This is a genomic window from Allosphingosinicella indica, assembly GCF_900177405.1.
Classification (GTDB): Bacteria; Pseudomonadota; Alphaproteobacteria; order Sphingomonadales; family Sphingomonadaceae; genus Allosphingosinicella; species Allosphingosinicella indica.
The window spans coordinates 2,515,751-2,537,066 of the sequence record NZ_LT840185.1; the positions used below are offsets into that span (position 1 = coordinate 2,515,751).

Sequence of the window (21,316 nt, forward strand, 5' to 3'; positions counted from 1 at the left end):
CAAACGTCAGGAACAGGCATGATCCCCCGCTATTCGCGGCCCGAAATGACGGCCATCTGGTCGTCCGAAACGCGCTACGCCATCTGGTTCGAGATCGAGGCGCATGCGACCGACGCGCTGGCGGAGCTCGGCGTCGTGCCGAAGAGCGCGGCCAAATCGCTGTGGGATTGGTGGGCGACCAAGCCGGCGATCGACGTCGCCGCGATCGACGCGATCGAGGCGGTCACCAAGCATGATGTGATCGCCTTCCTCACCTGGGTTGCCGAGAATGTCGGCGAGGACGCGCGCTTCATGCATCAGGGCATGACTTCGAGCGACGTGCTCGACACCTGCCTCGCCGTCCAGCTCGCCCGCGCGTCGGATCTCCTCCTCGCCGATCTCGATGCCCTGCTCGCAGTTCTCAAGCGCCGCGCGATCGAGCATAAGCTGACGCCAACCATTGGCCGCAGCCACGGCATCCACGCAGAGCCGGTGACCTTCGGCCTCAAGATGGCCGAGGCCTATGCCGAGTTCGCGCGCTGCCGCACCCGGCTGGAGGCCGCACGCGCCGAGATCGCGACTTGCGCTATCTCGGGCGCGGTCGGCACCTTCGCTAACATTGATCCGCGCGTCGAGCAGCATGTCGCCGACAAGCTCGACCTCGCCGTCGAGCCGGTCTCGACCCAGGTCATCCCGCGCGACCGGCACGCGATGTTCTTCGCGACGCTGGGCGTCATCGCCTCGTCGATCGAGCGCCTCGCCGTAGAAGTCCGCCACCTCCAGCGCACTGAGGTTCTCGAGGCCGAGGAATATTTCTCGCCGGGCCAGAAGGGCTCATCGGCGATGCCGCACAAGCGCAATCCGGTGCTGACCGAAAATCTCACCGGCCTCGCCCGCATGGTCCGCGCTTATGCCCTGCCCGCGATGGAGAATGTCGCGCTCTGGCACGAGCGGGACATCAGCCACTCGTCCGTCGAGCGCTACATCGGCCCCGACGCGACGATCACGCTCGATTTCGCGCTCGCGCGTCTCACCGGCGTCGTCGACAAGCTGCTCGTCTATCCGGCGCGCATGCAGAAGAACATGGACCGGATGGGCGGCCTCATCCATTCGCAGCGCGTCCTCCTCGCGCTCACTCAGGCGGGCGTCAGCCGCGAGGACAGCTACCGCCTCGTCCAGCGCAACGCGATGCGCGTCTGGGAATCGGACGGCGCGCTGTCGCTGCTCGATCTCCTGAAGGCAGACGAGGAAGTCGGCGCCCGCCTCTCAGCGGCCGAGCTCGAAGTACTGTTCGATCTCGATTATCACTTGAAGCACGTCGACTCGATCTTCGCCCGCGTCTTCGGCGCATGAGCACCCGCGCCGCACTCCGGGCGCGCACCGCGGAAGAGCATGAGCGCGTTGATGCGCTGTTCGGCCGCTTCGATCTCGCCAGCGAAGACGGCTATCGGGGCTTCCTGGCCGCGCAGGCGGGCGCCTTCCTGCCGATCGAGGAGGCGCTCGACGCCGCCGGCATCGGAGACCTGGTCCCCGACTGGCACGAGCGGCGGCGCGGCGATGCGCTCCGCGCCGATCTCTCCCGCCTCGGCGTCGCTATTCCGGACGGCGCGCACCCCGTGTTCGCGGGCGAGGCAGACGTGCTCGGCGCACTCTACGTTCTCGAAGGATCGCGGCTCGGCGGATCGCTGCTCAAGAAATCCATCCAGGCCGATTTTCCGCGCGCGTTCCTCGATGCGCCGCAGCCGCCGGGCGCTTGGCGGAAACTGTTGGCGCTTATCGACGTTACCCTTAATCGTCCTGATCAGACCGATCGGGCGGTGGAGGCCGCGTGCATGGTGTTCGGGGCGTTTGAGTCCAGCGGGGCTCGGGTATTGGAGTTGGGTCGCGCGTGAACAAGGTGTCGGCACAGGTCGATCTGACCAACTGCGATCGCGAGCCGATCCATCAACTGGGCGCCATCCAGCCGATAGGCTTCCTCATCGCGGTCACCACCGATTGGATCGTCGCCCGCGTGTCGGCGAATATCGCAGACTTCCTCGGCACCGGCCCCGATGCGATGATCGGGCGCCCGCTTGCCGATTTCGTCGAGGCGGGGTCCATCCACGCGATGCGCAACCGCCTCGCCATCCTGCGCGGTCCGGATTCGATCGAGCGCATCTTCCGTTGTCACATGACCGCGAACCACGATGCCTTCGACATCGCCATTCACATGACCGGCGGCCAGATCGTCATCGAGGCCGAGCCGTCGCTGGACGAGCAGCATGGCGATCCCACCGGCACCGTCCGCTCGATGGTCTCCCGGCTCGATCAGGCGCCCGACATGACGCGCTTCTTCAACGAGGGCGCGCGCCAGATTCGCGCGCTGACCGGGTTCGATCGCGTGATGGTCTATCGCTTCGCTCCCGACGGCTCTGGCGAGGTGGTGGCGGAAGCGGCCCGCAGCGGCATCGGTTCGTTTCTCGGGCTTCACTATCCACCGACCGACATCCCGGCGCAGGCGCGCGAACTCTATCGCCGCAACCTGCTGCGCGTCATCGCGGACATCGGCGCCGTGCCGGTGCCGATCATTCCTGCGCGCGACGAGCGCGGTGCGCCGATCGACCTGTCGCTTTCGGTGCTGCGCTCGGTTTCGCCGATCCATATCGAATATCTCAAGAACATGGGGGTCGATGCCTCCATGTCGATCTCGATTCTCGTCGAGGGCAAGCTCTGGGGCCTTTTCGCCTGCCATCATTACAGCGCCCGCTGCCCTAGCTTCGAGCGGCGCTCGGTGTGCGAGCTGTTCGCGCAGATGTTCGCGATGCGGCTCGAAAGCCGCGAGCGGAAGAACACCGTCGATCACGAACGCCGCGCGCGGGACGTCGCCGATCAATTGCTCGGCGCGGTCGCCTCGGACGAGACTTTGCTCAAGGACAGCGAGTGGCTGCACGACATGCTCTCCAACGTCATCCCCTGCGATGGCGTCGGCGTCTGGATCGACGGCAACGGATCGCTCGCGGGCGCGACGCCCGAGCTCGCCGATTTCTCGCGCATCCTCCGCGCGCTCGCCGCGACCGGCGCGGGCCGCGTCTACGGCACCGATCATATCGCCGACATTTTCCCCGAGGCCGACCGCTTCGCCGGCCAGGCCGCGGGTATGCTAGCCATCCCCATTTCGCGCACGCCGCGTGACTATGTCGTGCTGTTCCGCAGCGAGATCATCCGCTCGGTGCGTTGGGCGGGCGATCCGCACAAGCCGGTGGAATATGGCCCCAACGGCCCGCGCCTGACGCCGCGCGAAAGCTTCGCCGAGTGGAAGGAGCTGGTGCAGAACCGCTCGCAGCCGTTCAGCCCGGCCGAACTCCGCATCGCCGAAACGCTCCGCGCGACGTTGATCGAAGTGGTGCTGCGCATGTCATCGGAGGCGAGCGCCGAGCGAAAGCGCGCCAACGAGCGGCAGGAGCTGCTCATCGCCGAGCTCAACCACCGCGTCCGCAACATCCTCGCGCTCATCCGGGGTCTCATCCGGCAATCGAAGCCCGCACCCGGCACCAGTATCGAGGATTTCGTCAAGCTGGTCGATCGGCGCATCCACGCCCTCGCCCGCGCGCACAACCAGATCACGCAGGACCATTGGGGTCCGGCACCGTTGCGTGGATTGATCGAGGCGGAGGTTGCCGCCTTCCTCGCCGGTCGCGCCGACCGCGTCGAGATGGAAGGCCCCGCCGTCCTCCTCAACCCGCAGGCCTATTCGACGCTGGCGCTGGTCATCCACGAGCTCGTCACCAATTCGATCAAATATGGCGGGCTGTCCGATAGCGGCCGCGCCAAGATCAAATGGCGGCGCGACGCTGCGGGCGACCTGCTGATCGACTGGCGCGAGCTGGGCGGGCCGCCGGTGCAGGCGCCCAGCCGCCGCGGCTTCGGCACCACCATCATCGAGCGCTCGATTCCCTACGACATCGGCGGCGATGCGGAGATCCATTATCGGCTGAACGGTGTCGAAGCGAGCTTCCGCATTCCCGAGCGGCACGTCAGCGAGGCGCTGCATCAGGAGGCGCCGCGCCCCACTCCGGACATGAAGCCGGACACAAAGGCCGAGACGCAGGCCGAAGGAATGCTCGACGGCAAGGCCGTGCTGCTGGTCGAGGACAGTCTCATTATCGCGCTCGACGGCGAGGATCTGCTCAAGCGGCTCGGCGCGCGCGATGTTGCGGTCGCGGCGACGACCGCGCAGGCCTTCGAGGCGATTGAGGACGATCGGCCTGACGCCGCGCTGCTCGACATCAACCTCGGCGATGGCACGTCCTATGCAATCGCCGACCGGCTTGCCGAGCTCGGCGTGCCGTTCCTGTTCGCGACCGGCTATGGCGAGCAGGCGCAGATCCCCGAGCAGCATTCCGACCGGATCGTTATCCAGAAGCCCTACACCGCCGAGAATATCGCGCGCGGCGTCGCGGACCTGCTCGCCGGCTGAGTTTTACTCGCCCCAGAGGCCCTTCAGCTTCTGGAAGAAGCCGGAGCTCGCCGGGCATTCGTCTCCGGTCTCGGTCTCGCGGAAGGCTTCCAGCAATTCCTTCTGGCGCGCGTTGAGCTTGGTCGGCGTCTCGACGTCGATCTGGATGACCATGTCGCCATGGCCGCGGCCGTTGAGCACCGGCATGCCGGCGCCGCGCTGGCTGATCTGCTTGCCCGACTGGATGCCGGCCGGGATCTTGATGCTGTGCATCTGCCGGTCCAGCCCCGGCACCTCGATCGTCCCGCCGAGCGCCGCGGTGGTGAAGCTCACCGGGCAGCGCGCGAACAGGATGTTGCCCTCGCGCTCGAAGATCGCGTGGCGCGCGACGTGAACGAAAATGTAGAGATCGCCCGAGGGTCCACCGCGCACACCAGCCTCGCCCTCGGCGGTCAGGCGGATGCGGGTGCCTTCGTCGACGCCCGGTGGAACGCGGACGTGGAGCGACTTCTGCTTCTCCACCCGGCCTTCGCCGTGGCAGCGGCTGCACGGATCGGCGATCACCTGCCCCGCGCCACGGCACGTCGGGCAGACCTGCTCCATCACGAAGAAGCCGTTGCGCGCGCGCACCTTGCCGTGGCCGTTGCAGGTGTTGCAGGTCCGCGCCTGGGTGCCGGGCTTGGCGCCGCTGCCCTCGCACGGCTCGCAGACGACGGTGGTGTCGACCCGGAGCTCGACCTCCTTGCCGTGATAGGCGTCCTCCAGTGTCACTTCGAGGTCGTAGCGCAGGTCCGATCCGCGCATCGCATTGCTGCGCGGCCCGCCCTGAGCGCCGCCCATGAACTCGCCGAAGATATTCTCGAATATGTCGGCGAATGAGCCGAAGTCCTGTGCCCCGCCTGCACCCGCCGCGCCATTCTGGAACGCGGCGTGGCCGAAGCGGTCATAGGCGGCGCGCTTCTGCGGATCCTTCAGGCAGTCATAGGCCTGGCTGATCGCCTTGAACCGCGTCTCGCTGTCCTTGCAGCCCGGATTGCGGTCCGGGTGGCATTGCATCGCCAGCCGCCGGTACGAAGACTTGATCGTCTTGTCGTCGGCGGTGCGCTCGACTTCAAGCAACTCGTAGAAATCGGTATCAAACATGCCCCAGCCCCATGCGCCGACGCCGCCCGCCCCGGCCTTCCGCAACCGCCCTCACCCATCTCGGGATAAGGCGGCCTGCGGTCAGGCTCGGAGCGAGCGGCGTGGCCATGACGATTACGCCTTCTTGTCTTGGTCCACTTCCGAGAATTCGGCGTCGACCACCTCTTCGCCCTGGCCGCCGTCGCTACCCTGGGCAGCGGCTTCGTCACCGCCGGCGGAAGCGGCCGCGGCCTGCTCCTTCTCATAGATCGCCTGGCCGAGCTTCATCGCGACCTGCGCCAGCGCGCTGGCCTTTTCGGTCATCGCATCGGGCTCGCCGCTCTCGACCGCCGCCTTGGCTTCGTCGATCGCGGTGCGGATCTCGGTCTTCAGCGCCTCGTCCGCCTTGTCGCCATGCTCTTCGAGCTGCTTCTCGGTAGTGTGGATCAGGCTTTCGGCATTGTTCTTCGCCTCGGCCGCGCCGCGGCGCTTCTTGTCCTCGTCGGCGAACTGCTCGGCTTCCTTCACCATCTTGTCGATGTCGGCATCCGAAAGGCCGCCCGAGGCCTGGATCTTGATCTGCTGCTCCTTGCCCGTGCCCTTGTCCTTGGCATGAACGTTGACGATGCCGTTGGCGTCGATGTCGAAGGTGACCTCGATCTGCGGCACGCCGCGCGGCGCCGGCGGGATGCCGATCAGGTCGAACTGGCCGAGCATCTTGTTGTCGGCCGCCATCTCGCGCTCGCCCTGGAAGACGCGGATCGTCACCGCATTCTGATTGTCTTCGGCGGTCGAATAGGTCTGCGACTTCTTGGTCGGGATCGTCGTGTTGCGGTCGATCATCCGGGTGAACACGCCGCCCAGCGTCTCGATGCCCAGCGACAGCGGGGTCACGTCGAGCAGCAGCACGTCCTTGACGTCGCCCTGCAGCACGCCGGCCTGGATGGCGGCGCCCATCGCGACGACTTCATCCGGGTTTACGCCGGTGTGCGGCTCCTTGCCGAAGAAGGCCTTCACCGCCTCGCGCACCTTGGGCATGCGGGTCATGCCGCCGACGAGGACGACTTCGCTGATGTCGCCGGTCTTGATGCCGGCATCGGCGAGCGCCTTCTTCATCGGCTCGATCGTGCGCTGGATCAGCGGATCGACGAGCTTCTCGAGGTCGACGCGGCTGATCGCGCGGACGAGGTGCTTGGGTCCGTTCTGGTCGGCGGTGATGAACGGCAGGTTCACCTCGGTCGATGCCGCGGACGAAAGCTCGATCTTCGCCTTCTCGGCGGCTTCCTTCAAACGCTGCAGCGCGAGCTTGTCCTTGGTGAGGTCGATGCCCTCATCCTTCTTGAAGCCCTCGGCGAGATAATCGACCAGCTTGTTGTCGAAATCCTCGCCGCCGAGGAAGGTGTCGCCGTTGGTCGACTTCACCTCGAACACGCCGTCACCGATCTCGAGGATCGAGACGTCGAAGGTGCCGCCGCCCAGATCGTAGACCGCGATCGTCTTGCCGTCCTGCTTTTCGAGGCCGTAGGCGAGCGCCGCCGCAGTCGGCTCGTTGATGATGCGCAGCACTTCGAGACCCGCGATCTGGCCGGCGTCCTTGGTCGCTTGGCGCTGCGCGTCGTTGAAGTAAGCGGGGACGGTGATCACCGCCTGGGTGACGGTCTCACCCAGATAGCTCTCCGCCGTCTCCTTCATCTTCTGGAGCGTGAAGGCGCTGATCTGCGAGGGAGAATATTCCTTGCCGCCCGCCTGCACCCACGCGTCGCCGTTGGGTCCCTTCACGATGTGATAGGGTACCAGCTCGGTGTCCTTCTTGGTGATCGGATCGTCGAACCGGCGGCCGATCAGGCGCTTCACCGCGAAAATGGTGTTGTCGCCATTGGTGACTGCCTGGCGCTTCGCCGGCTGGCCGACGAGCCGCTCACCGTCCTTGGTGAACGCGACGATCGACGGCGTCGTGCGCGCGCCTTCCGCATTCTCGATGACCTTGGGCTTGCCGCCTTCCATGACTGCGACGCAGCTATTAGTGGTGCCGAGATCGATACCGATGACCTTTGCCATGCTTACCTCTTCATGCCCCTCGTAAAAAATCGGGTGAAGCCCGCGACCATCCGGCAGCGGGCGTTTCGGAGGCGATATAGGTGGCGTTTCGATTGCGACAAGGCGCGGGCGTGGCTAGGGAAAGCGCCATGCGCATCGCCTCCTCCCTCGCCCTCGCCGCCGCCCTTTCCGCGCTCGCCGGATGCGGCCCGTCCGAACCCGCATCGCCGATCGCGATCGAGAATGCGGAGGTGCGCCTCCCCGCCGTCTCCGGCCGCCCTGGCGCCGGCTATTTCGCCATCACCGCGCGCGGCGCCAAGGACACGCTGACCGGGGTGACCGCGCAGGGCGCCGAGCGCGTCGAACTGCACGAGAGCATGAACGAAGGCGGCGTGATGCGCATGGAAGCTATCGCCGAAGTGCCGCTCACGCCCGGCGTCCGCGTCGCGTTCGAGCCCGGCGGCAAGCATCTCATGCTGTTCGGCGTCGATCCGGCGCTCAAGGCCGGCGGTACGATCCCGCTCACCTTCTCCTTCGCGGGCGCGCAGCCGGTGACCGTGCAAGCCAAGCTCGTCGCCCCCGGCGGCGGTGGCCACTCCGGACATTGACGCAAACCTGCCTGTTCCCCGGCGAAAGCCGGGGCCCAGCACCTGACGGCATCGCAGCGCCCGGCGCCGCTTTGGACCCCGGCGTTCGCCGGGGAACAACATCCCGGGTCACGACATGAGCGACACATCCCGCCCGCTCACTGCCGGCGAAATCGCGCTCGCGCGGACCATCTTCGGCGATGCGATCGATTATGCGCCCGTTCGCATCCGGCGCCGCAAATGGTTTCCCTTCCAGCCGCGCCACGTCGCGATGGCGCCCTGCGGCCACATCCATTTCCACCCGCACGGCGATCTCTGGCGCGCGGATTTCGCCGCCGCCGACATCGGCCTCCAGGGCCTGTTCCTTCACGAGATGACCCACGTCTGGCAGGCGCAGCACCGCGGCCGTTTCTACCTGCCGCTGATGCGCCACCCCTTCTGCCGCTACGGCTACACGCTGGAGCTCGGCCGCCCGCTCGAACTTTACGGCCTCGAACAGCAGGCCGAGATCGTCCGCCACGCCTTCCTCGCGGAACGCGGCTACACGCTCCCGGGCGCGGCGCCCCTCGCCGCTTACGCCGGGCTGGTCCCCATCGCCTGATCGAGCGAGCCGGAGAAGTGTTCGCCGTCTTCCGGCAGCGGATATTTGAGGCCGGTCGCGCAATTGAACAGCACGACGCGATCGTCCGCACTGACGAAGCCGCTACTAAGAGCCTGCTCCCAGGCTACGAGCGTCGCCGCGCCTTCCGGACAGAGCAGCAGTCCGTCGCGCCGGGCAACGCGCGCGACGCCGTCGGCAATCGCCGCGTCCGACACGGCAAGCGCCCGCCCGCCGCTCTCGCGCACCGCGCGCAGGATCAGAAAATCGCCGATCGCCTTGGGCACGCGGATGCCGGCCGCGGCGGTATGCGCATCCTCCCAGCGCTCGGCATGGTCGGCGCCCGCCTCGAACGCGCGGACGATCGGCGCGCACCCTTCGGCCTGCACTGCGAACATCTTCGGCCGCTCGGGGCCGATCAGCCCGATCGCCTCCAGCTCGTCGAACGCCTTCCACATGCCGATGAGGCCGGTGCCGCCTCCCGTGGGATAGAAGATCGCGTCGGGCAGCCGCCAGCCGAGCTGCTCGGCGAGCTCCAGCCCCATCGTCTTCTTGCCCTCGATCCGATACGGCTCCTTCAGCGTCGAAAAGTCGAGCCAACGCCCCGCTGCAGCCCCCCTGGCGACGATCGCGCCGCAATCGTCGATCAGCCCGTCGACGCGAAACACCCGCGCGCCTAGCGCGGCCGTTTCACGAATGTTGGTCTCGGGCGTGTCGGCCGGGCAAAAGATCGTCGCCGCGATCCCCAGCCGCGCGGCATAAGCCGCGAGCGCGGCGCCGGCGTTGCCGTTGGTCGGCATCCCGATCCGCTCGACACCCAATTCGGCCGCCATCGCCACCGCCATCGCCAGCCCGCGCGCCTTGAACGAACCCGTCGGGAGCCGCCCTTCGTCCTTCACCAGCGGCGCCCGCGCGCCCGTGTCCGCGCCGATTCTGGCCAGCGCGATCAGCGGCGTCGCGGTCTCGCCGAGCGTCAGCCGCGTGATGTCGCCATGCGGCAGCAGTTCGGCAAACCGCCACATGTCATGCGGGCGCGCGGCCAGCGCCGTTGGGTCGAACGCCGCGCGCACCGCGTTGAGATCGTAGCGGACGAGCAAAGGCTTTCCCGCGCGCGACAGGCCGTGCAGCCGCCCGGCCTCATAGCGTTCGCCGGTCAGCGAGCATTCGAGGTGGGAAACGAAACGCCTTCGGGCGGGATCAGCCACCCGCCTTGGCCACTCCGACGAGCGCGGGGCGGAGCAGCCGGTCCTTGATCATATAGCCCGCCTGCATTTCCTGGACGATCGTGCCCGGTGTTGCATCCGCGCTCGGCACTTCGAGCATCGCCTGGTGGCGGTTGGGGTCGAGCGGCTGGCCCATCGCCTCGACGCGGGTGATGCCGTGGCGCTGGAATACGCTGTCGATCTCGCGCCCCGTCGCCTCGATGCCGGTCAGCAGACCCTTCCATTTGTCGTCGGCGCGCAATTCCTCCGGAATCGAGGCCAATGCGCGCTCCAAATTATCCTTCACGCTCAATATGTCGCGCGCGAAACTTGTCGCGGCGTAAGCGGAGGCGGCCTGCTTCTCCATCTCCAGCCGCCGCCGCACGTTCTGCGTCTCGGCCTGCGCATAGAGGACGTTCTGGCGCGCCTCCTCCAACTCGCGCTCCAGTTCGGTCAGCCTGTCCTGCTGCTCCAGCTCGGGCGCGTCCGCCGCGGTCTCCACGCGGATTTCCTCGGCCTCGTCGTGCAGCTTTCCGTCTTCGTTCATGCCATCAATCTCGATAATGTCTGTGCCGTGAAATCCACCATGGGCACGACGCGCGCGTAGTTCAACCGCGTCGGCCCGATCACGCCGACGACGCCGACGACGCGGCCGTCCGCGCCGCGATAGGGCGCTGCGATCACCGACGATCCGGAAAGCGAGAACAGCTTGTTCTCCGATCCGATGAAGATCTTCATCCCCTTGCCGGCGCGCGCGCGTTCGAGCAGCCGGGCGATCTCCTCCTTGCCCTCCAGCTCGTCGAGGAGCTGGCGCACCCGTTCGAGATCCGCGGCGGCGGACGGATCGATGAGATTGGCTTGGCCGCGGACGATTAGCACCGGCCGCCTCGCTCCGTCCTCCGACCAGATCGCAAGTCCGCGCGCGACCAGCTCCTGCGACACGCTGTCGAGCGCCGCTTCCCCCGCCGCTATCTCGTCCGCGAGGCGAAGCTGCGCCTCGCGCAAGGTCAGGCCGGAAAGCCGCGCGTTGATATAATTGCCCACTTCGGCGAGCGCCGATGCGCCGACTCCCGCCGGAAGATCGACGACGCGATTCTCGACGCTGCCGTCCGCGCCCACCATCACCGCCAGCGCTTGGGCAGGCGAAAGCTGGACGAAGCCGATCTGCTTCAGCACCGGCTCGCGCTTGGGCACCAGCACGATCCCCGCGCAGGCGGAAAGGCCGGACAAGGCCGTCGTCGCTGCGGCGAGCGCTTCCTCGATCGGCCCGCCGGCGCGCAGCCCCGCGGAGATCGCCGCACGCTCCTCTTCGCTCGGCTCGGCGCCCTGCATGATCCCGTCGACGAAGAGACGGAGGCCCCCTTCCGTCGGCACCCGCCCCGCCGAGGTGTGCGGGTGGGCGAGCAGCCCCAGTTCCTCCAGATCCTGCATGACGTTACGGATCGAGGCGGGCGAGAGGTTTATTCCGGGCAGCCGCGAGACGGTGCGCGATCCCACCGGCAGGCCGGAATCGAGATAGGATTCGACCACCATCCGGAACACGTCGCGCGCGCGGTCGGTCAGCTCGGAAACGGGCGCGGTCGTCATGCACCTCCATGTAAGTCGCCCGCCTTCTTTCGTCACCCCGGACGTTGAGGGCTGGCATGACGCGGCCCCCAAAGCTAAGTGCCGCGCAACCAATCGAAAGGATATGCATGCGCCCCTCCGGACGCGCGCCCGATCAGATGCGGGCGATTCTCATCGAGCCGGGCTTCACCCGCCACGCCGAAGGCAGCGTGCTGGTCAGCTTCGGCGACACCCGCGTGCTGTGCACCGCATCGGTCGAGACCAGCCTGCCGCCGTGGCTGCGCGGCAAGGGCAAGGGCTGGGTCACCGCGGAATACGGCATGCTGCCCCGCGCCACCCACACCCGCGGCCGGCGCGAGGCCGCGGGCGGCAAGCAATCCGGCCGCACGCAGGAAATCCAGCGCCTTATCGGCCGCTCCTTGCGCGCGATCGTCGATCTCGAGGCGCTCGGCGAGCGGCAGATCACGCTCGATTGCGACGTCATCCAGGCCGATGGCGGCACCCGCACCGCGGCGATCTCAGGCGCGTGGGTCGCGCTCCGTATCGCGGTCGACAAGCTGATCGCCGGCGGCCAGCTCGAGGCCGATCCCATCCGCCAGAAGGTCGCGGCGGTAAGCTGCGGCTTCCACGGCGGCCAGGCGGTGCTCGATCTCGATTATGACGAGGACAGCCAGGCCGGCTGCGACGGCAATTTCGTGCTGACCGGCGATGGCAATATCGTCGAGGCGCAGGTGACGGCCGAGGGTGAATGCTATGACGAGGAAGGGCTGCTCCGCCTGCTCCGCCTCGCCCGCATCGGCTGCAACCAGATTTTCGCGGCGCAGGACGCGGCGGTCACCGCGGCGGCTGCCGCGCGATGAGGAAGCTCCAGCCCGGCAAGCTGGTCATCGCCAGCCACAATCCCGGCAAGATCCGCGAGATCGCCGAGCTGCTCGGCCCGTATGGGATCGAGCCTGTCTCCGCCGCCGATCTCGACCTCCCGGATCCCGAGGAGACCGGGAACAGCTTCGTCGACAATGCCGAGCTTAAGGCGCGTTTCGCCGCCGATCTCTCCGGCTTCCCCGCGCTCGCCGACGACAGCGGGCTCAGCGTCGATGCGCTGAACGGCGCGCCCGGCATCTATTCGGCGCGCTGGGCCGAGGCCCCCGCCCCCGTGCCCGCGGACGGCGAGCCGGGCGATGCTGAGGCACCGCGCGATTTCGGCCGCGCGATGCAGCGCGTAGAAACCGAACTCGCCGCGCTCGGGCCGGATGCAAGCCGCGACGCGCATTTCGTCTGCGCGCTGGCGCTTTGCTGGCCCGACGACGGCCAGTGCGAGATTTTCGAGGGCCGCGTCCACGGCACGCTCGTCTGGCCGCCGCGCGGCGACAAGGGCTTCGGCTACGATCCGATCTTCGTGCCGATCGACAGCGACAAGACCTTCGCCGAGATGGACCCCGACCGGAAGCACGCGATCAGCCACCGCGCGGAAGCGTTCGGCAAGCTGGTGGCGGCGCTGATCGATTGAACACCACCTCCGCCGCGGACGAGGCGCTTGCGCTCTACGTCCATTGGCCGTTCTGTGTCTCGAAATGCCCCTATTGCGATTTCAACAGCCACGTCCGTGACGCGGTAGATCAGGCGGCGTGGCGCGATGCCATGCTCGCCGATCTCGCGCACGAAGCGGCGGCAATCCGGGGAAAGCGGCTGATCTCGATCTTCTTCGGCGGCGGCACGCCCTCGCTGATGCCGCCGGAGACAGTCGCGGCGATCCTCGACGCAGCCGAGCGCAACTGGGGCTTCGCCGACGGCATCGAGATCACGCTCGAAGCCAACCCCTCCTCGGTCGAGGCGGCGCGTTTCGCCAATATCGCCGCAGCGGGCGTCAACCGCGTCTCGCTCGGTCTCCAGTCGCTCGACGATGCGGCGCTCGCCTTCCTCGGCCGCGCGCATGGCGTCGCCGAAGGCCTGGCGGCGCTGGAGACCGCGCAGGCCGCCTTCCCGCGCGTCAGCTTCGATCTGATCTACGCGCTGCCCGGCCAGAGCGAGGCCGGATGGGGCGACCAGCTCAGCCGCGCGCTCGCCTTCGGCACCGAGCATCTGTCGCTCTACCAGCTCACCATCGAGCCGGGGACGCGCTTCGCGACGCTCGCCGCCAGAGGCGAACTCGTCCCCGCCGATCCCGATCATGCCGCCGCGCTCTACGAGATCACCCAGGCGCTCACCGAAGCGGCGGGCCTCCCGGCCTACGAAATCTCCAACCACGCACGGCCGGGCGCGGAGAGCCGTCACAATCTCGCTTACTGGCGCTACCAATCCTACGCCGGCGTCGGCCCCGGCGCGCACGGGCGGCGCGGCGGGCAGCGCACCCAGCGCCACCGCAAGCCCGAGAATTGGCTCGCCGCGATCGGCCGCAACCGCCACGGCTTGGTCGAGGAGCAGGACATCCCTCGCTCCGACCGCGCCGTCGAGGCGCTGCTGATGGGCCTCCGCCTCCGCGAAGGCGTCGATCTGTCGCGCATCGCCCGCCTCGCCGATCGCACGCCGGCGGAGATCGTCGACGATGCCGCCATCGATCGGCTCGCCCGGCAGCATCTCCTGACCCGCGAAGGCGATCGCCTCGCCGTCACCCCGCGCGGGATGCTGCTGCTTGACGCAATCCTGCCCGAAGTGGTGCGGGTCTAGGTGGTATCGACATTCAACGAAATCGCTCCCCTCCCTGCTGGCAGGGAGGGGGTGGGGGTGGGTGCGCGTGTCTGCGCGCCTGCAAAGACTCATCGCCACCAGCGAGAAAAGCCCCGAGCGAGGCATCGAGCCTCGCTCGTGCCTTAACCCACCCCTTGATCCCCTCCCTTGCCAGGGAGGGGAAGTTGAATGCCGATACGACCTAGCTGCCGAACCCGCGCGGCGCGGGCGCGATCACGGTGAAGCCCGTCGCGCCGACCTGCTGCACTTCCAGCGCGCGCTGCGCCACGCCGTCGCGGCCGAAGCGGAACGCGCCGTCGACGCCCATGAAGCCCTCGCCGCTGCGCAGCGCCTGCTCGGGGAACGGCCGCCCGATCTTCCAGTCACGGCCGACGCGCACCGCCAGCAGCACCGAATCATAGCCGAGGCTGCCGAGCCGGTAGGGCGTTACGTTGTAGCGGGCGCGATAGCGCGTCCGGAACTGGTTGAAGAGCGCATCCGGCACGCTCGCGAACCACGCGCCGCGCATCGCGGTCGTCTTGCCGAGGTCCGAATCCGCCTTCCACAGCTCGGTGCCGAGCAATTGCGCGCTCGCCGCCTGCGCCTTCAGCAGCGGCGCCGCGGTCATCGCGATCCGGCCGCTGTCGGCGATCAGCACCGCATCATAAGCCGATTGCTCGCCGAGCCGCCCGATCGCCGACTTGAGTCCGGCGGGGCTGCGGTCGTAGGTCTGCAAGCCGACCAGCCGCCCGCCGCGCCGCTGCACCGAATCCATCAGCGCCTGCCCTGCGCGCCGCCCATAGACCCCGTCCGGCACCACGCCTGCGAAGCGCTCCATGCCCTTCGATCGCGCATGTTCGACGACACGGTCGATCGACTGGCTGGGGTTGTAGCCCAGGATATAGACGCCGTTCCCCGCGACGCTGACGTCGTTGGAGAAGGCGATGACGGGGACGTCCGCTTTCCGCGCGATCGGCGCGACCGCGCTCACATCGTCCGCAAGCAGCGGCCCCAGGAACAGCCGGTTGCCCTCGGCGAGCGCCTGGTTGGCCGCCGCGGCAGCGCCGTTCGCGGTGTCGTAGGTGGTGATGCGGATCGCCTCGCCGCCCGCATCGAGCAATGCCAGGTTCGCCGCATTGGCGATCGACCGGCCGACCCCGCCATTTTCGCCCGAGAGCGGCACGAGCACCGCGACGCGGTTGCGTGCCTCGTCCCCCGGCAGGCCTGGAGTCGGTGTTGGCGTCTCGACGGGGCGCTCGGTCGGCGGCAGCGGCCGCGTCTCGGTGCGTGGGATACAGCCCGCGACGGCGAGCGACAGCCCCGCCATGCCGAGCGCGGTCAGGAACGCGCGCCGCCCTTGCCGTTTGCCGAGCTGCTCTGCCATGACCGATCCCCTGATGCCTGAAACGCTTACACCCGGCCTCTATATCGTCGCGACGCCGATCGGCAATCTTTCCGATCTGTCGCCCCATGCCGCCGACGTCCTGAGCCGCGCCGATGCGATCGCGGTCGAAGACAGCCGGGTCACGGCCAAGCTGCTTCACCATATCGGCGTCCGCCGGCCGATGATCCCCTATCACGATCACAGCAGCGCCGATGTTCGCGCGGGGCTGATCGCGCGCATGGCCCGCGAGGCGATCGCGCTTGTCTCGGACGCGGGCACGCCCCTGATCTCCGATCCCGGCTACAAGCTGGTCCGCGACGCGCGCGCCGCCGGGGTCGCGATCCACACCGTCGCCGGCCCCTGCGCCGCGATCGCCGCGCTCACCCTCTCCGGCCTGCCCACCGATCGCTTCCTCTTCGTCGGCTTCCTCCCCGCCAAGCAGGGCGCCAAGGCGACGGCGATCGCCGAACTCGCCGCGATCCGCGCTACCTTGATCTTCTACGAAAGCGGCCCCCGCCTCGGCGCGACGCTCGCCGCGCTGGCCGCCGGTCTCGGCGAACGCGAAGCGTCGGTCTCGCGCGAGATCAGCAAGAAATTCGAGGAGACGGTGACCGGCACCTTGGCCGAGCTCGCCCGCCGCTACGCCAACGAGACGCCGAAGGGCGAGATCGTCGTCACCGTCGGCCCGCCGGGCGAAGCAGCCCCGCCCGCTGCCGTCGACGTCGACGCGGCGCTCGCCGAGGCGATGACCCGCCTCTCGCCGTCGCGCGCCGCGGCCGAGGTGGCGGCAGCGCTCGGTCTGCCACGCCGCGACGTCTACGAACGGGCACAGGCGCTCAAATGAACCGGCGCGCGGCGGAGCGGGACGGCCGCCGCGCCGAGACGATCGCCGCTTGGTGGCTCCGCCTCAAGGGCTGGCGCATTCTCGCCCAGCGCGTCCGCACCCCGCGCGGCGAAGTCGATCTCGTCGCCCGCCGCGGCCGCACGCTCGCCTTCGTCGAGGTCAAGGCGCGCGGCACCGCCGAAGCCTCCGCCTTCGCGCTCGACGAATACCGCCTCCGCCGCGTCGCCGCTGCGGCCGAAGCACTCGCCCCGCGCTACGCCCGCGCAGGCGACGACATCCGCATCGATGCGCTGTTCGTGGTCCACGGCCGCTGGCCCCGCCACCTCGCCAATGTCTGGCACGGGTGACAGACGCCAAGCTCTTCCCTATTCACCCCCACCGTCTGCCCTGAGCCCGGGCGGTAGCAGGAGTGTCTCGGGTCATGTCCCTTCGCGTCGCGGTCCAGATGGACCCGCTGGAAAGCGTCAACATCGCCGGCGATTCGACCTTCGCGATCATGCTCGGCGCGCAGGCGCGCGGGCACAAGCTCTTCCACTATGCCGCCGAGGATCTGAACTACGCCGACGGCCGCGTCTGGACGCAGGCGCGTCCCGTCACCGTCCAGCGCGTCGAGGGCGATCATTTCCAGGTCGGCGATCCGGTGACGCTCGATCTTGGCCGCGACACCGATGTCGTGCTGATGCGGCAGGACCCGCCGTTCGATCTCGGCTACATCACCGCGACCCACCTGCTCGAGCGGGTGCAGGGCGAGACGCTGGTGATCAACGATCCCGCCAGCGTCCGCAACGCGCCCGAAAAGGTCTGGGTGCTCGATTTCGCGCGCTTCATGCCGCCGACGCTGGTCACCCGCTCGGTCGACGAGGCGCGCGCCTTCCTCGCCGAGCATGGCGAGATCGTCGTCAAGCCGCTCCACGGCAACGGCGGCAAGGCGATCTTCAAGATCGCTAGTGACGGCGCCAACCTCTCCTCGCTGATCGAAGTCTTCAACACCGCCTATCGCGAGCCGCACATGGTGCAGGCCTTCCTTCCCGGCGTTGCCGAGGGCGACAAGCGCATCGTCTTCGTCGACGGCGAAGTCACCGGCGCGGTCAACCGCATCCCCGGCGAAGGCGAGATCCGCTCCAACCTCGCCGTCGGCGGTAAGGCGGCCAAGACCGGCCTTACCTCACGCGAGGAGGAGATCTGCGCCGCGATCGGGCCGGAGCTCAGGGCGCGCGGTCTGTTCTTCGTCGGCATCGACGTCATCGGCGGCGAATGGCTCACCGAGATCAACGTCACCTCTCCCACCGGCATCGTCGCCATCGACCGTTTCAACGGCACCGACACGCCGGCCCTCATCTGGGACTGTATCGAAGGAAAGATCGCAAACGCATGACGGACTGGGTTTTCCGCCTCCTCGACGAGGGCGGCTATTGGGGCGTCATGTTCCTGATGTTTATCGAGACCGTGTTTCCGCCGATCCCGTCGGAAGTCATCATGTCGCTCGCCGGGGTGCGCGCCGGCCAGGGCACGATGAGCCTTTGGGGCGTGATCGCTGCCGGAACCGCGGGCGCGATGTTCGGCAATTTCTTCTGGTATCTTCTTGCCCGCGTCATCGGCATCGAACGGTTTCGCCCGCTTATCGAGCGTTACGGCCGCTGGATCACCGTCGACTGGCCCGATGTCGAAAAGGCGGAGCGGTTGTTCGGCCGTTACGGCGGCCTCATCGTCGGCCTCGGCCGGATGATGCCGACGATACGCTCGGTCATCTCCATCCCCGCCGGGCTTCTTCACATGCGGCTCAAGACGTTCCTGCTCTGGTCTACCGTCGGCACTGCCGGCTGGAGCGCGGGACTTGCGATCGCGGGATATTTCCTCGGCCAGCGATTCGCCGAAGTCGACAAGATCTTGGGTCCATTGTCCATCATCGTCATCGCTGCAATCCTTCTCCTCTACGTCTGGCGACAACTGACTTGGCGTAAAAGACATCCCAACAAATAAATTTGCGATGACTTACTCGCCGGTGAGTCCCTAGAGAAAGGCCGATCGTTTCCATTTCGGATCGATTATTCGGCGGAAGTTCTCGTTCCAAGGTTAGCACTTCGTTTACCGCTTTGACCAGAAATGGATGGCGTTGCACCGCAAGGGATCGGTAAACGCCATGTCGTCCAAATCATTGCTCTTTTCCGCGCCACTTGCGGCTGCGGCGTCTCTTCTGCTCGTCTCGCCCGCGGCTGCGGCGGACGTCACGTTCACGACGTCGCTGATCAACAGTTGCGTGCTGACGATCGATACCACCGGGCGCCTCGCCGCTTCGTCGGACGGCACGACGCTCGGCTCGGAAATCTCGGGCGGCAGCGCCGCGACGATGGCAGTGGTGGCGATCGGCGCCGCGCCGCGCATCACCTTCTCCGCGCCCACCCTCTCCGGGCCTTCGGGCTGGGGCGGCGGTGCGACCACGCAGATCCGCTACACGTCGAGCCGCGGCACGCCCCAGCCCTATACGTCGGCCAGCTCGACGCAGACGCTTTCGGGCCTGCTCGATCTCTTCACCGTCAACGCCCGCGTGCAGAGCGCCAATGGCTTCGACGGCGGTAGCTACACCGTCACCACGATCGCGACCTGCCAGCAATGAAGCGCCTCGCCGCCCTGCTGCTGATCGCCGCGGTGGCCGCGCCCGCTGCCGCGGTCGGGCTCGGCCCGCTTGCCAAGCAGGGCATCACCGACGGCGACGGCAAGGCCTTCTACCTCACCGTCATGAACCCCTACGATCGCCCGGCGGAGTTTTTCGCCTATCCTGTCGGCCTCGACGACGAGGCGCGGCAGGAGCGCGTTGCCATCGTCCCCGATCGCGTCCGGTTGGGGTCGAAGCAGAACCGCTCAATCCTCGTCATCGCCCGCGGCCTCGCGCCCGGCGAAACCTATCAGTTCCGCGTCTGCGCGGAGCGCGAGATGCCCGAACAAGGAACCGTCCATGCGCGCGTTTGCTCGAAGCTTTCTGCCCGTCGCATTGCTGCTCGCTGACGCTTCGGCGGGGCTGGCGGCGGAGGGCGTCTATTTGCCCCCCGCGCCCGGCGGCCCCGGCGGCGAGGATTCGATCGAGACGGCGAGCGGCACCCGCTGCCGCCAGAGCATGAACAGCAACGGCGCCTATCTCGATCTCGGCATGGCCGGCACCGCCGCCAAGCCGGTCGACAACGCCCGCGCGATCATCTCCGATCAGCGCGACCAGTCCGCGCTCGCCTATGCACGGGTCACCATCCCGCTTGGCCGCAAGCCGCAGCGGATCGATTGCGGCACGGTCTATGATCTGGAAATCCAGCGCCTCCGCCGCGAGGTCGAGTTGCTGCGCCTCGCCGCCGAATGATCAGGCGCGCGGGTGGGCGTTGCGATAGACGTCCATCAGATGCGCGGCATCGACCGCCGTGTAGATTTGCGTCGAGGACAGGCTGGCGTGGCCGAGCAGTTCCTGCAGCGACCTGAGGTCGGCGCCGCGCCCCAGCAGATGCGTCGCGAAGCTGTGGCGCAGCGCATGCGGCGTCGTCCGCTCCGAAAGCCCCAGCCGCGCCCGAGCGCCCCGCACCGCCCGCCGGACGATCTCGCCCCTGAGCGGTCCACCCCGCGCGCCGCGGAACAGCGGCGCCCCCCGCTCCACCGGCCACGGCGATAACTGCAGATAGCTTTCGATCGCCTCGCGCACCGGACCCAGCAGCGGCACGATCCGCGTCTTGGCGCGCTTGCCGGTGACGCTCAGCGTCTCGCCCAGCGGCAGCGCCGCGCCAATCAGCGCCAGCGCCTCCGCAACACGCAATCCGCAGCCGTAGAGCAGCAGCAGCACCGCCTGGTCGCGCGCCGCGATCCACGGCTCGGACGCATCCTCCGCCGCATCTTCCGCCAGCGCGACCGCCTCGTCGGGCGAGATCGGCCGCGGTACGCTCCGCGCCCGTTTCGGCCCTTTGAGCCGGGGGAGATCGGCGGCGGCGCCCTGCGCCTGCGCCGCGAACGCCAGGAAGCCGCGCACCGCGGAAAGCTCGCGCGCCGCCGAGGCGTTGCCCAGCCCCTCCTGCCGCCGCGCGCCGAGGTAAGCGCGCAGGTCCGCGGCGGTGAGCGTGGTCAGCGCCGCCCCATCGACGGCGCCACCGCGATGCTGTCCCAGAAATAGGATCAGCCGGTGCGCGGTCGCCACATAAGCGCGGACGGTATGCTCGGACCGTCGCCGGCCCTCCGCCAGATGCGCGCCCCATGCCGCGACGAGATCGCGGGCGGGGTGATCGATCAGGGCATCAACCACCGGGCCATGCTGCGCGTCAGCACGCGCCCCAGGAAGAGGAGAAGTTCGGAGCCCTGCCGCGTCTCGAAGCCCTGCGCGGCGCGCTGGCCGAGCGCGAGCAGCCCGCGCGGCAAAGGCGGCTCGCTGTCGAGCGCGATCAGTGCTTCGGCGCGGATCAGCTCGCACGCCGGGCCGAACAGCGGATGGCCGCGATCGACGCTGCGCAGCACCACGCCGTCGAACGGCGCGATCGCCCGATCGATCAGCCGCGGATCGACGAATTGCATCCCCGACGCATCGGCGCGCAGCCCCTTGTCGCCGGCATGGAGGCCGACCGCGACGGCGTCGAGCCCCAATATCTGCGGCCAGTCCTGCGTCACGACATGGATCAAATGATCGAACCCCTCGGCCTCGATCGCCGCGAGCACCGCTTCATGGATCGAGGCGACCGCGCCCGAATGGCCGCGCGCGAAGGCGATGAGGTCCTGATTGGCCTCCTCCGCCGCCGCGACCCGCGCGCGCAGGCTCGCCAGCGCACCATTCTCGAAGCTGATCACCCTGCCCATGAAGGGAGGCTAACCCGAATATGGTTAAGAAGCGATGGGGAAAGGACGCTTTGATGGAGGGGCTTAGTTGGCACTGAACAACA

23 protein-coding genes are annotated in these 21,316 nt (G+C 68.1%); 15 read left to right on the forward strand and 8 right to left on the reverse strand.

The features are described from left to right. Positions 1 to 18 precede the first annotated feature (18 nt). Genes purB through B9N75_RS12460 form a run of 3 tightly spaced genes read left to right on the forward strand, consistent with a single transcriptional unit; the run spans position 19 to position 4,435 of the window. Positions 19 to 1,332, forward strand: a complete 1,314-nt coding sequence (purB, locus tag B9N75_RS12450) for an adenylosuccinate lyase (RefSeq protein ID WP_085219084.1) — start codon at positions 19 to 21, stop codon at positions 1,330 to 1,332. Beyond that, positions 1,329 to 1,871 carry a biliverdin-producing heme oxygenase gene (locus tag B9N75_RS12455; RefSeq protein ID WP_085219085.1) on the forward strand — a complete coding sequence of 181 codons (543 nt, stop codon included), beginning with the start codon at positions 1,329 to 1,331 and terminating at the stop codon, positions 1,869 to 1,871. The genes purB and B9N75_RS12455 overlap by 4 nt, the downstream gene beginning before the upstream one ends. Continuing rightward, on the forward strand, positions 1,868 to 4,435 hold the full coding sequence (locus B9N75_RS12460) for an HWE histidine kinase domain-containing protein (RefSeq protein WP_085219086.1): 2,568 nt from the start codon (positions 1,868 to 1,870) through the stop codon (positions 4,433 to 4,435). Before B9N75_RS12455 ends, B9N75_RS12460 begins: the two co-directional genes overlap by 4 nt. 3 nt (positions 4,436 to 4,438) lie before the next feature. Here B9N75_RS12460 and dnaJ read toward each other — a convergent pair whose 3' ends face one another. Then, on the reverse strand, positions 4,439 to 5,557 hold the full coding sequence (dnaJ, locus tag B9N75_RS12465; protein WP_085219665.1) for a molecular chaperone DnaJ: 1,119 nt from the start codon (positions 5,555 to 5,557) through the stop codon (positions 4,439 to 4,441). 114 nt (positions 5,558 to 5,671) lie between these two features. Then, positions 5,672 to 7,594: a molecular chaperone DnaK gene (gene dnaK, locus B9N75_RS12470; protein WP_085219087.1), complete on the reverse strand. Its 1,923-nt coding sequence runs from the start codon at positions 7,592 to 7,594 to the stop codon at positions 5,672 to 5,674. 128 nt (positions 7,595 to 7,722) lie between these two features. Here dnaK and B9N75_RS12475 point away from each other — a divergent pair, with 128 nt between their 5' ends. Further along, positions 7,723 to 8,181, forward strand: coding sequence for a copper chaperone PCu(A)C (locus B9N75_RS12475; RefSeq protein ID WP_085219088.1), 459 nt, complete (start codon positions 7,723 to 7,725; stop codon positions 8,179 to 8,181). 115 nt (positions 8,182 to 8,296) lie between these two features. Continuing rightward, entirely contained in the window at positions 8,297 to 8,761 is a 465-nt protein-coding gene (locus B9N75_RS12480) for a vgr related protein (protein WP_085219089.1), read from the forward strand. Here the strand turns inward: B9N75_RS12480 and B9N75_RS12485 are convergent. From B9N75_RS12485 to hrcA, 3 genes are read right to left on the reverse strand one after another with little or no spacing between them, the layout of a single operon-like run. Continuing rightward, positions 8,734 to 9,963: a threonine synthase gene (locus B9N75_RS12485; protein ID WP_085219090.1), complete on the reverse strand. Its 1,230-nt coding sequence runs from the start codon at positions 9,961 to 9,963 to the stop codon at positions 8,734 to 8,736. The genes B9N75_RS12480 and B9N75_RS12485 overlap by 28 nt on opposite strands. Further along, entirely contained in the window at positions 9,956 to 10,507 is a 552-nt protein-coding gene (gene grpE / locus B9N75_RS12490; RefSeq protein WP_085219091.1) for a nucleotide exchange factor GrpE, read from the reverse strand. The genes B9N75_RS12485 and grpE overlap by 8 nt, the downstream gene beginning before the upstream one ends. After that, complete coding sequence (gene hrcA, locus B9N75_RS12495; RefSeq protein WP_085219092.1) at positions 10,504 to 11,547, reverse strand: heat-inducible transcriptional repressor HrcA; 1,044 nt, start codon at positions 11,545 to 11,547, stop codon at positions 10,504 to 10,506. The genes grpE and hrcA overlap by 4 nt, the downstream gene beginning before the upstream one ends. Positions 11,548 to 11,654: 107 nt before the next feature. Between hrcA and rph the strand changes: the two genes are divergently transcribed. From rph to hemW, 3 genes are read left to right on the forward strand one after another with little or no spacing between them, the layout of a single operon-like run. Next, positions 11,655 to 12,386 (forward strand): ribonuclease PH, encoded by a 732-nt coding sequence (gene rph, locus B9N75_RS12500; RefSeq protein WP_085219093.1) that lies wholly within the window; start codon positions 11,655 to 11,657, stop codon positions 12,384 to 12,386. Then, positions 12,383 to 13,033, forward strand: a complete 651-nt coding sequence (rdgB, locus tag B9N75_RS12505; RefSeq protein ID WP_085219094.1) for an RdgB/HAM1 family non-canonical purine NTP pyrophosphatase — start codon at positions 12,383 to 12,385, stop codon at positions 13,031 to 13,033. The genes rph and rdgB overlap by 4 nt, the downstream gene beginning before the upstream one ends. Further along, the gene (hemW, locus tag B9N75_RS12510) at positions 13,030 to 14,190 is read left to right on the forward strand and encodes a radical SAM family heme chaperone HemW (RefSeq protein WP_085219095.1); all 1,161 of its coding nucleotides are present in this window, start codon (positions 13,030 to 13,032) and stop codon (positions 14,188 to 14,190) included. Before rdgB ends, hemW begins: the two co-directional genes overlap by 4 nt. Before the next feature lie 202 nt (positions 14,191 to 14,392). On the opposite strand, the gene B9N75_RS12515 is transcribed toward hemW, so the two are convergent. Next, on the reverse strand, positions 14,393 to 15,574 hold the full coding sequence (locus B9N75_RS12515) for a penicillin-binding protein activator (protein WP_085219096.1): 1,182 nt from the start codon (positions 15,572 to 15,574) through the stop codon (positions 14,393 to 14,395). Positions 15,575 to 15,587: 13 nt separating this feature from the next. Between B9N75_RS12515 and rsmI the strand changes: the two genes are divergently transcribed. The 7 genes from rsmI to B9N75_RS12550 all read left to right on the forward strand — a co-directional run bounded on the left by rsmI (position 15,588) and on the right by B9N75_RS12550 (position 19,764). Then, entirely contained in the window at positions 15,588 to 16,418 is an 831-nt protein-coding gene (gene rsmI, locus B9N75_RS12520; protein ID WP_085219667.1) for a 16S rRNA (cytidine(1402)-2'-O)-methyltransferase, read from the forward strand. Beyond that, a complete protein-coding gene (locus B9N75_RS12525; protein ID WP_085219097.1) occupies positions 16,415 to 16,765 on the forward strand; it encodes a YraN family protein in 351 nt (116 codons plus the stop codon). The genes rsmI and B9N75_RS12525 overlap by 4 nt, the downstream gene beginning before the upstream one ends. Positions 16,766 to 16,839: 74 nt before the next feature. Continuing rightward, the gene (gene gshB, locus B9N75_RS12530; RefSeq protein ID WP_085219098.1) at positions 16,840 to 17,793 is read left to right on the forward strand and encodes a glutathione synthase; all 954 of its coding nucleotides are present in this window, start codon (positions 16,840 to 16,842) and stop codon (positions 17,791 to 17,793) included. Further along, entirely contained in the window at positions 17,790 to 18,398 is a 609-nt protein-coding gene (locus B9N75_RS12535; RefSeq protein ID WP_085219099.1) for a DedA family protein, read from the forward strand. The genes gshB and B9N75_RS12535 overlap by 4 nt, the downstream gene beginning before the upstream one ends. Positions 18,399 to 18,558: 160 nt before the next feature. After that, positions 18,559 to 19,032, forward strand: coding sequence for a hypothetical protein (locus B9N75_RS12540; RefSeq protein ID WP_157123832.1), 474 nt, complete (start codon positions 18,559 to 18,561; stop codon positions 19,030 to 19,032). Then, a complete protein-coding gene (locus B9N75_RS12545) occupies positions 19,029 to 19,421 on the forward strand; it encodes a hypothetical protein (RefSeq protein WP_085219101.1) in 393 nt (130 codons plus the stop codon). The genes B9N75_RS12540 and B9N75_RS12545 overlap by 4 nt, the downstream gene beginning before the upstream one ends. Next, positions 19,372 to 19,764: a hypothetical protein gene (locus tag B9N75_RS12550; RefSeq protein WP_157123834.1), complete on the forward strand. Its 393-nt coding sequence runs from the start codon at positions 19,372 to 19,374 to the stop codon at positions 19,762 to 19,764. Before B9N75_RS12545 ends, B9N75_RS12550 begins: the two co-directional genes overlap by 50 nt. On the opposite strand, the gene B9N75_RS12555 is transcribed toward B9N75_RS12550, so the two are convergent. Continuing rightward, positions 19,765 to 20,688: a tyrosine recombinase XerC gene (locus B9N75_RS12555; protein WP_085219103.1), complete on the reverse strand. Its 924-nt coding sequence runs from the start codon at positions 20,686 to 20,688 to the stop codon at positions 19,765 to 19,767. Further along, a complete protein-coding gene (locus B9N75_RS12560) occupies positions 20,673 to 21,233 on the reverse strand; it encodes a DUF484 family protein (RefSeq protein ID WP_085219104.1) in 561 nt (186 codons plus the stop codon). Before B9N75_RS12560 ends, B9N75_RS12555 begins: the two co-directional genes overlap by 16 nt. Between the last annotated feature and the right edge of the window lie 83 nt (positions 21,234 to 21,316).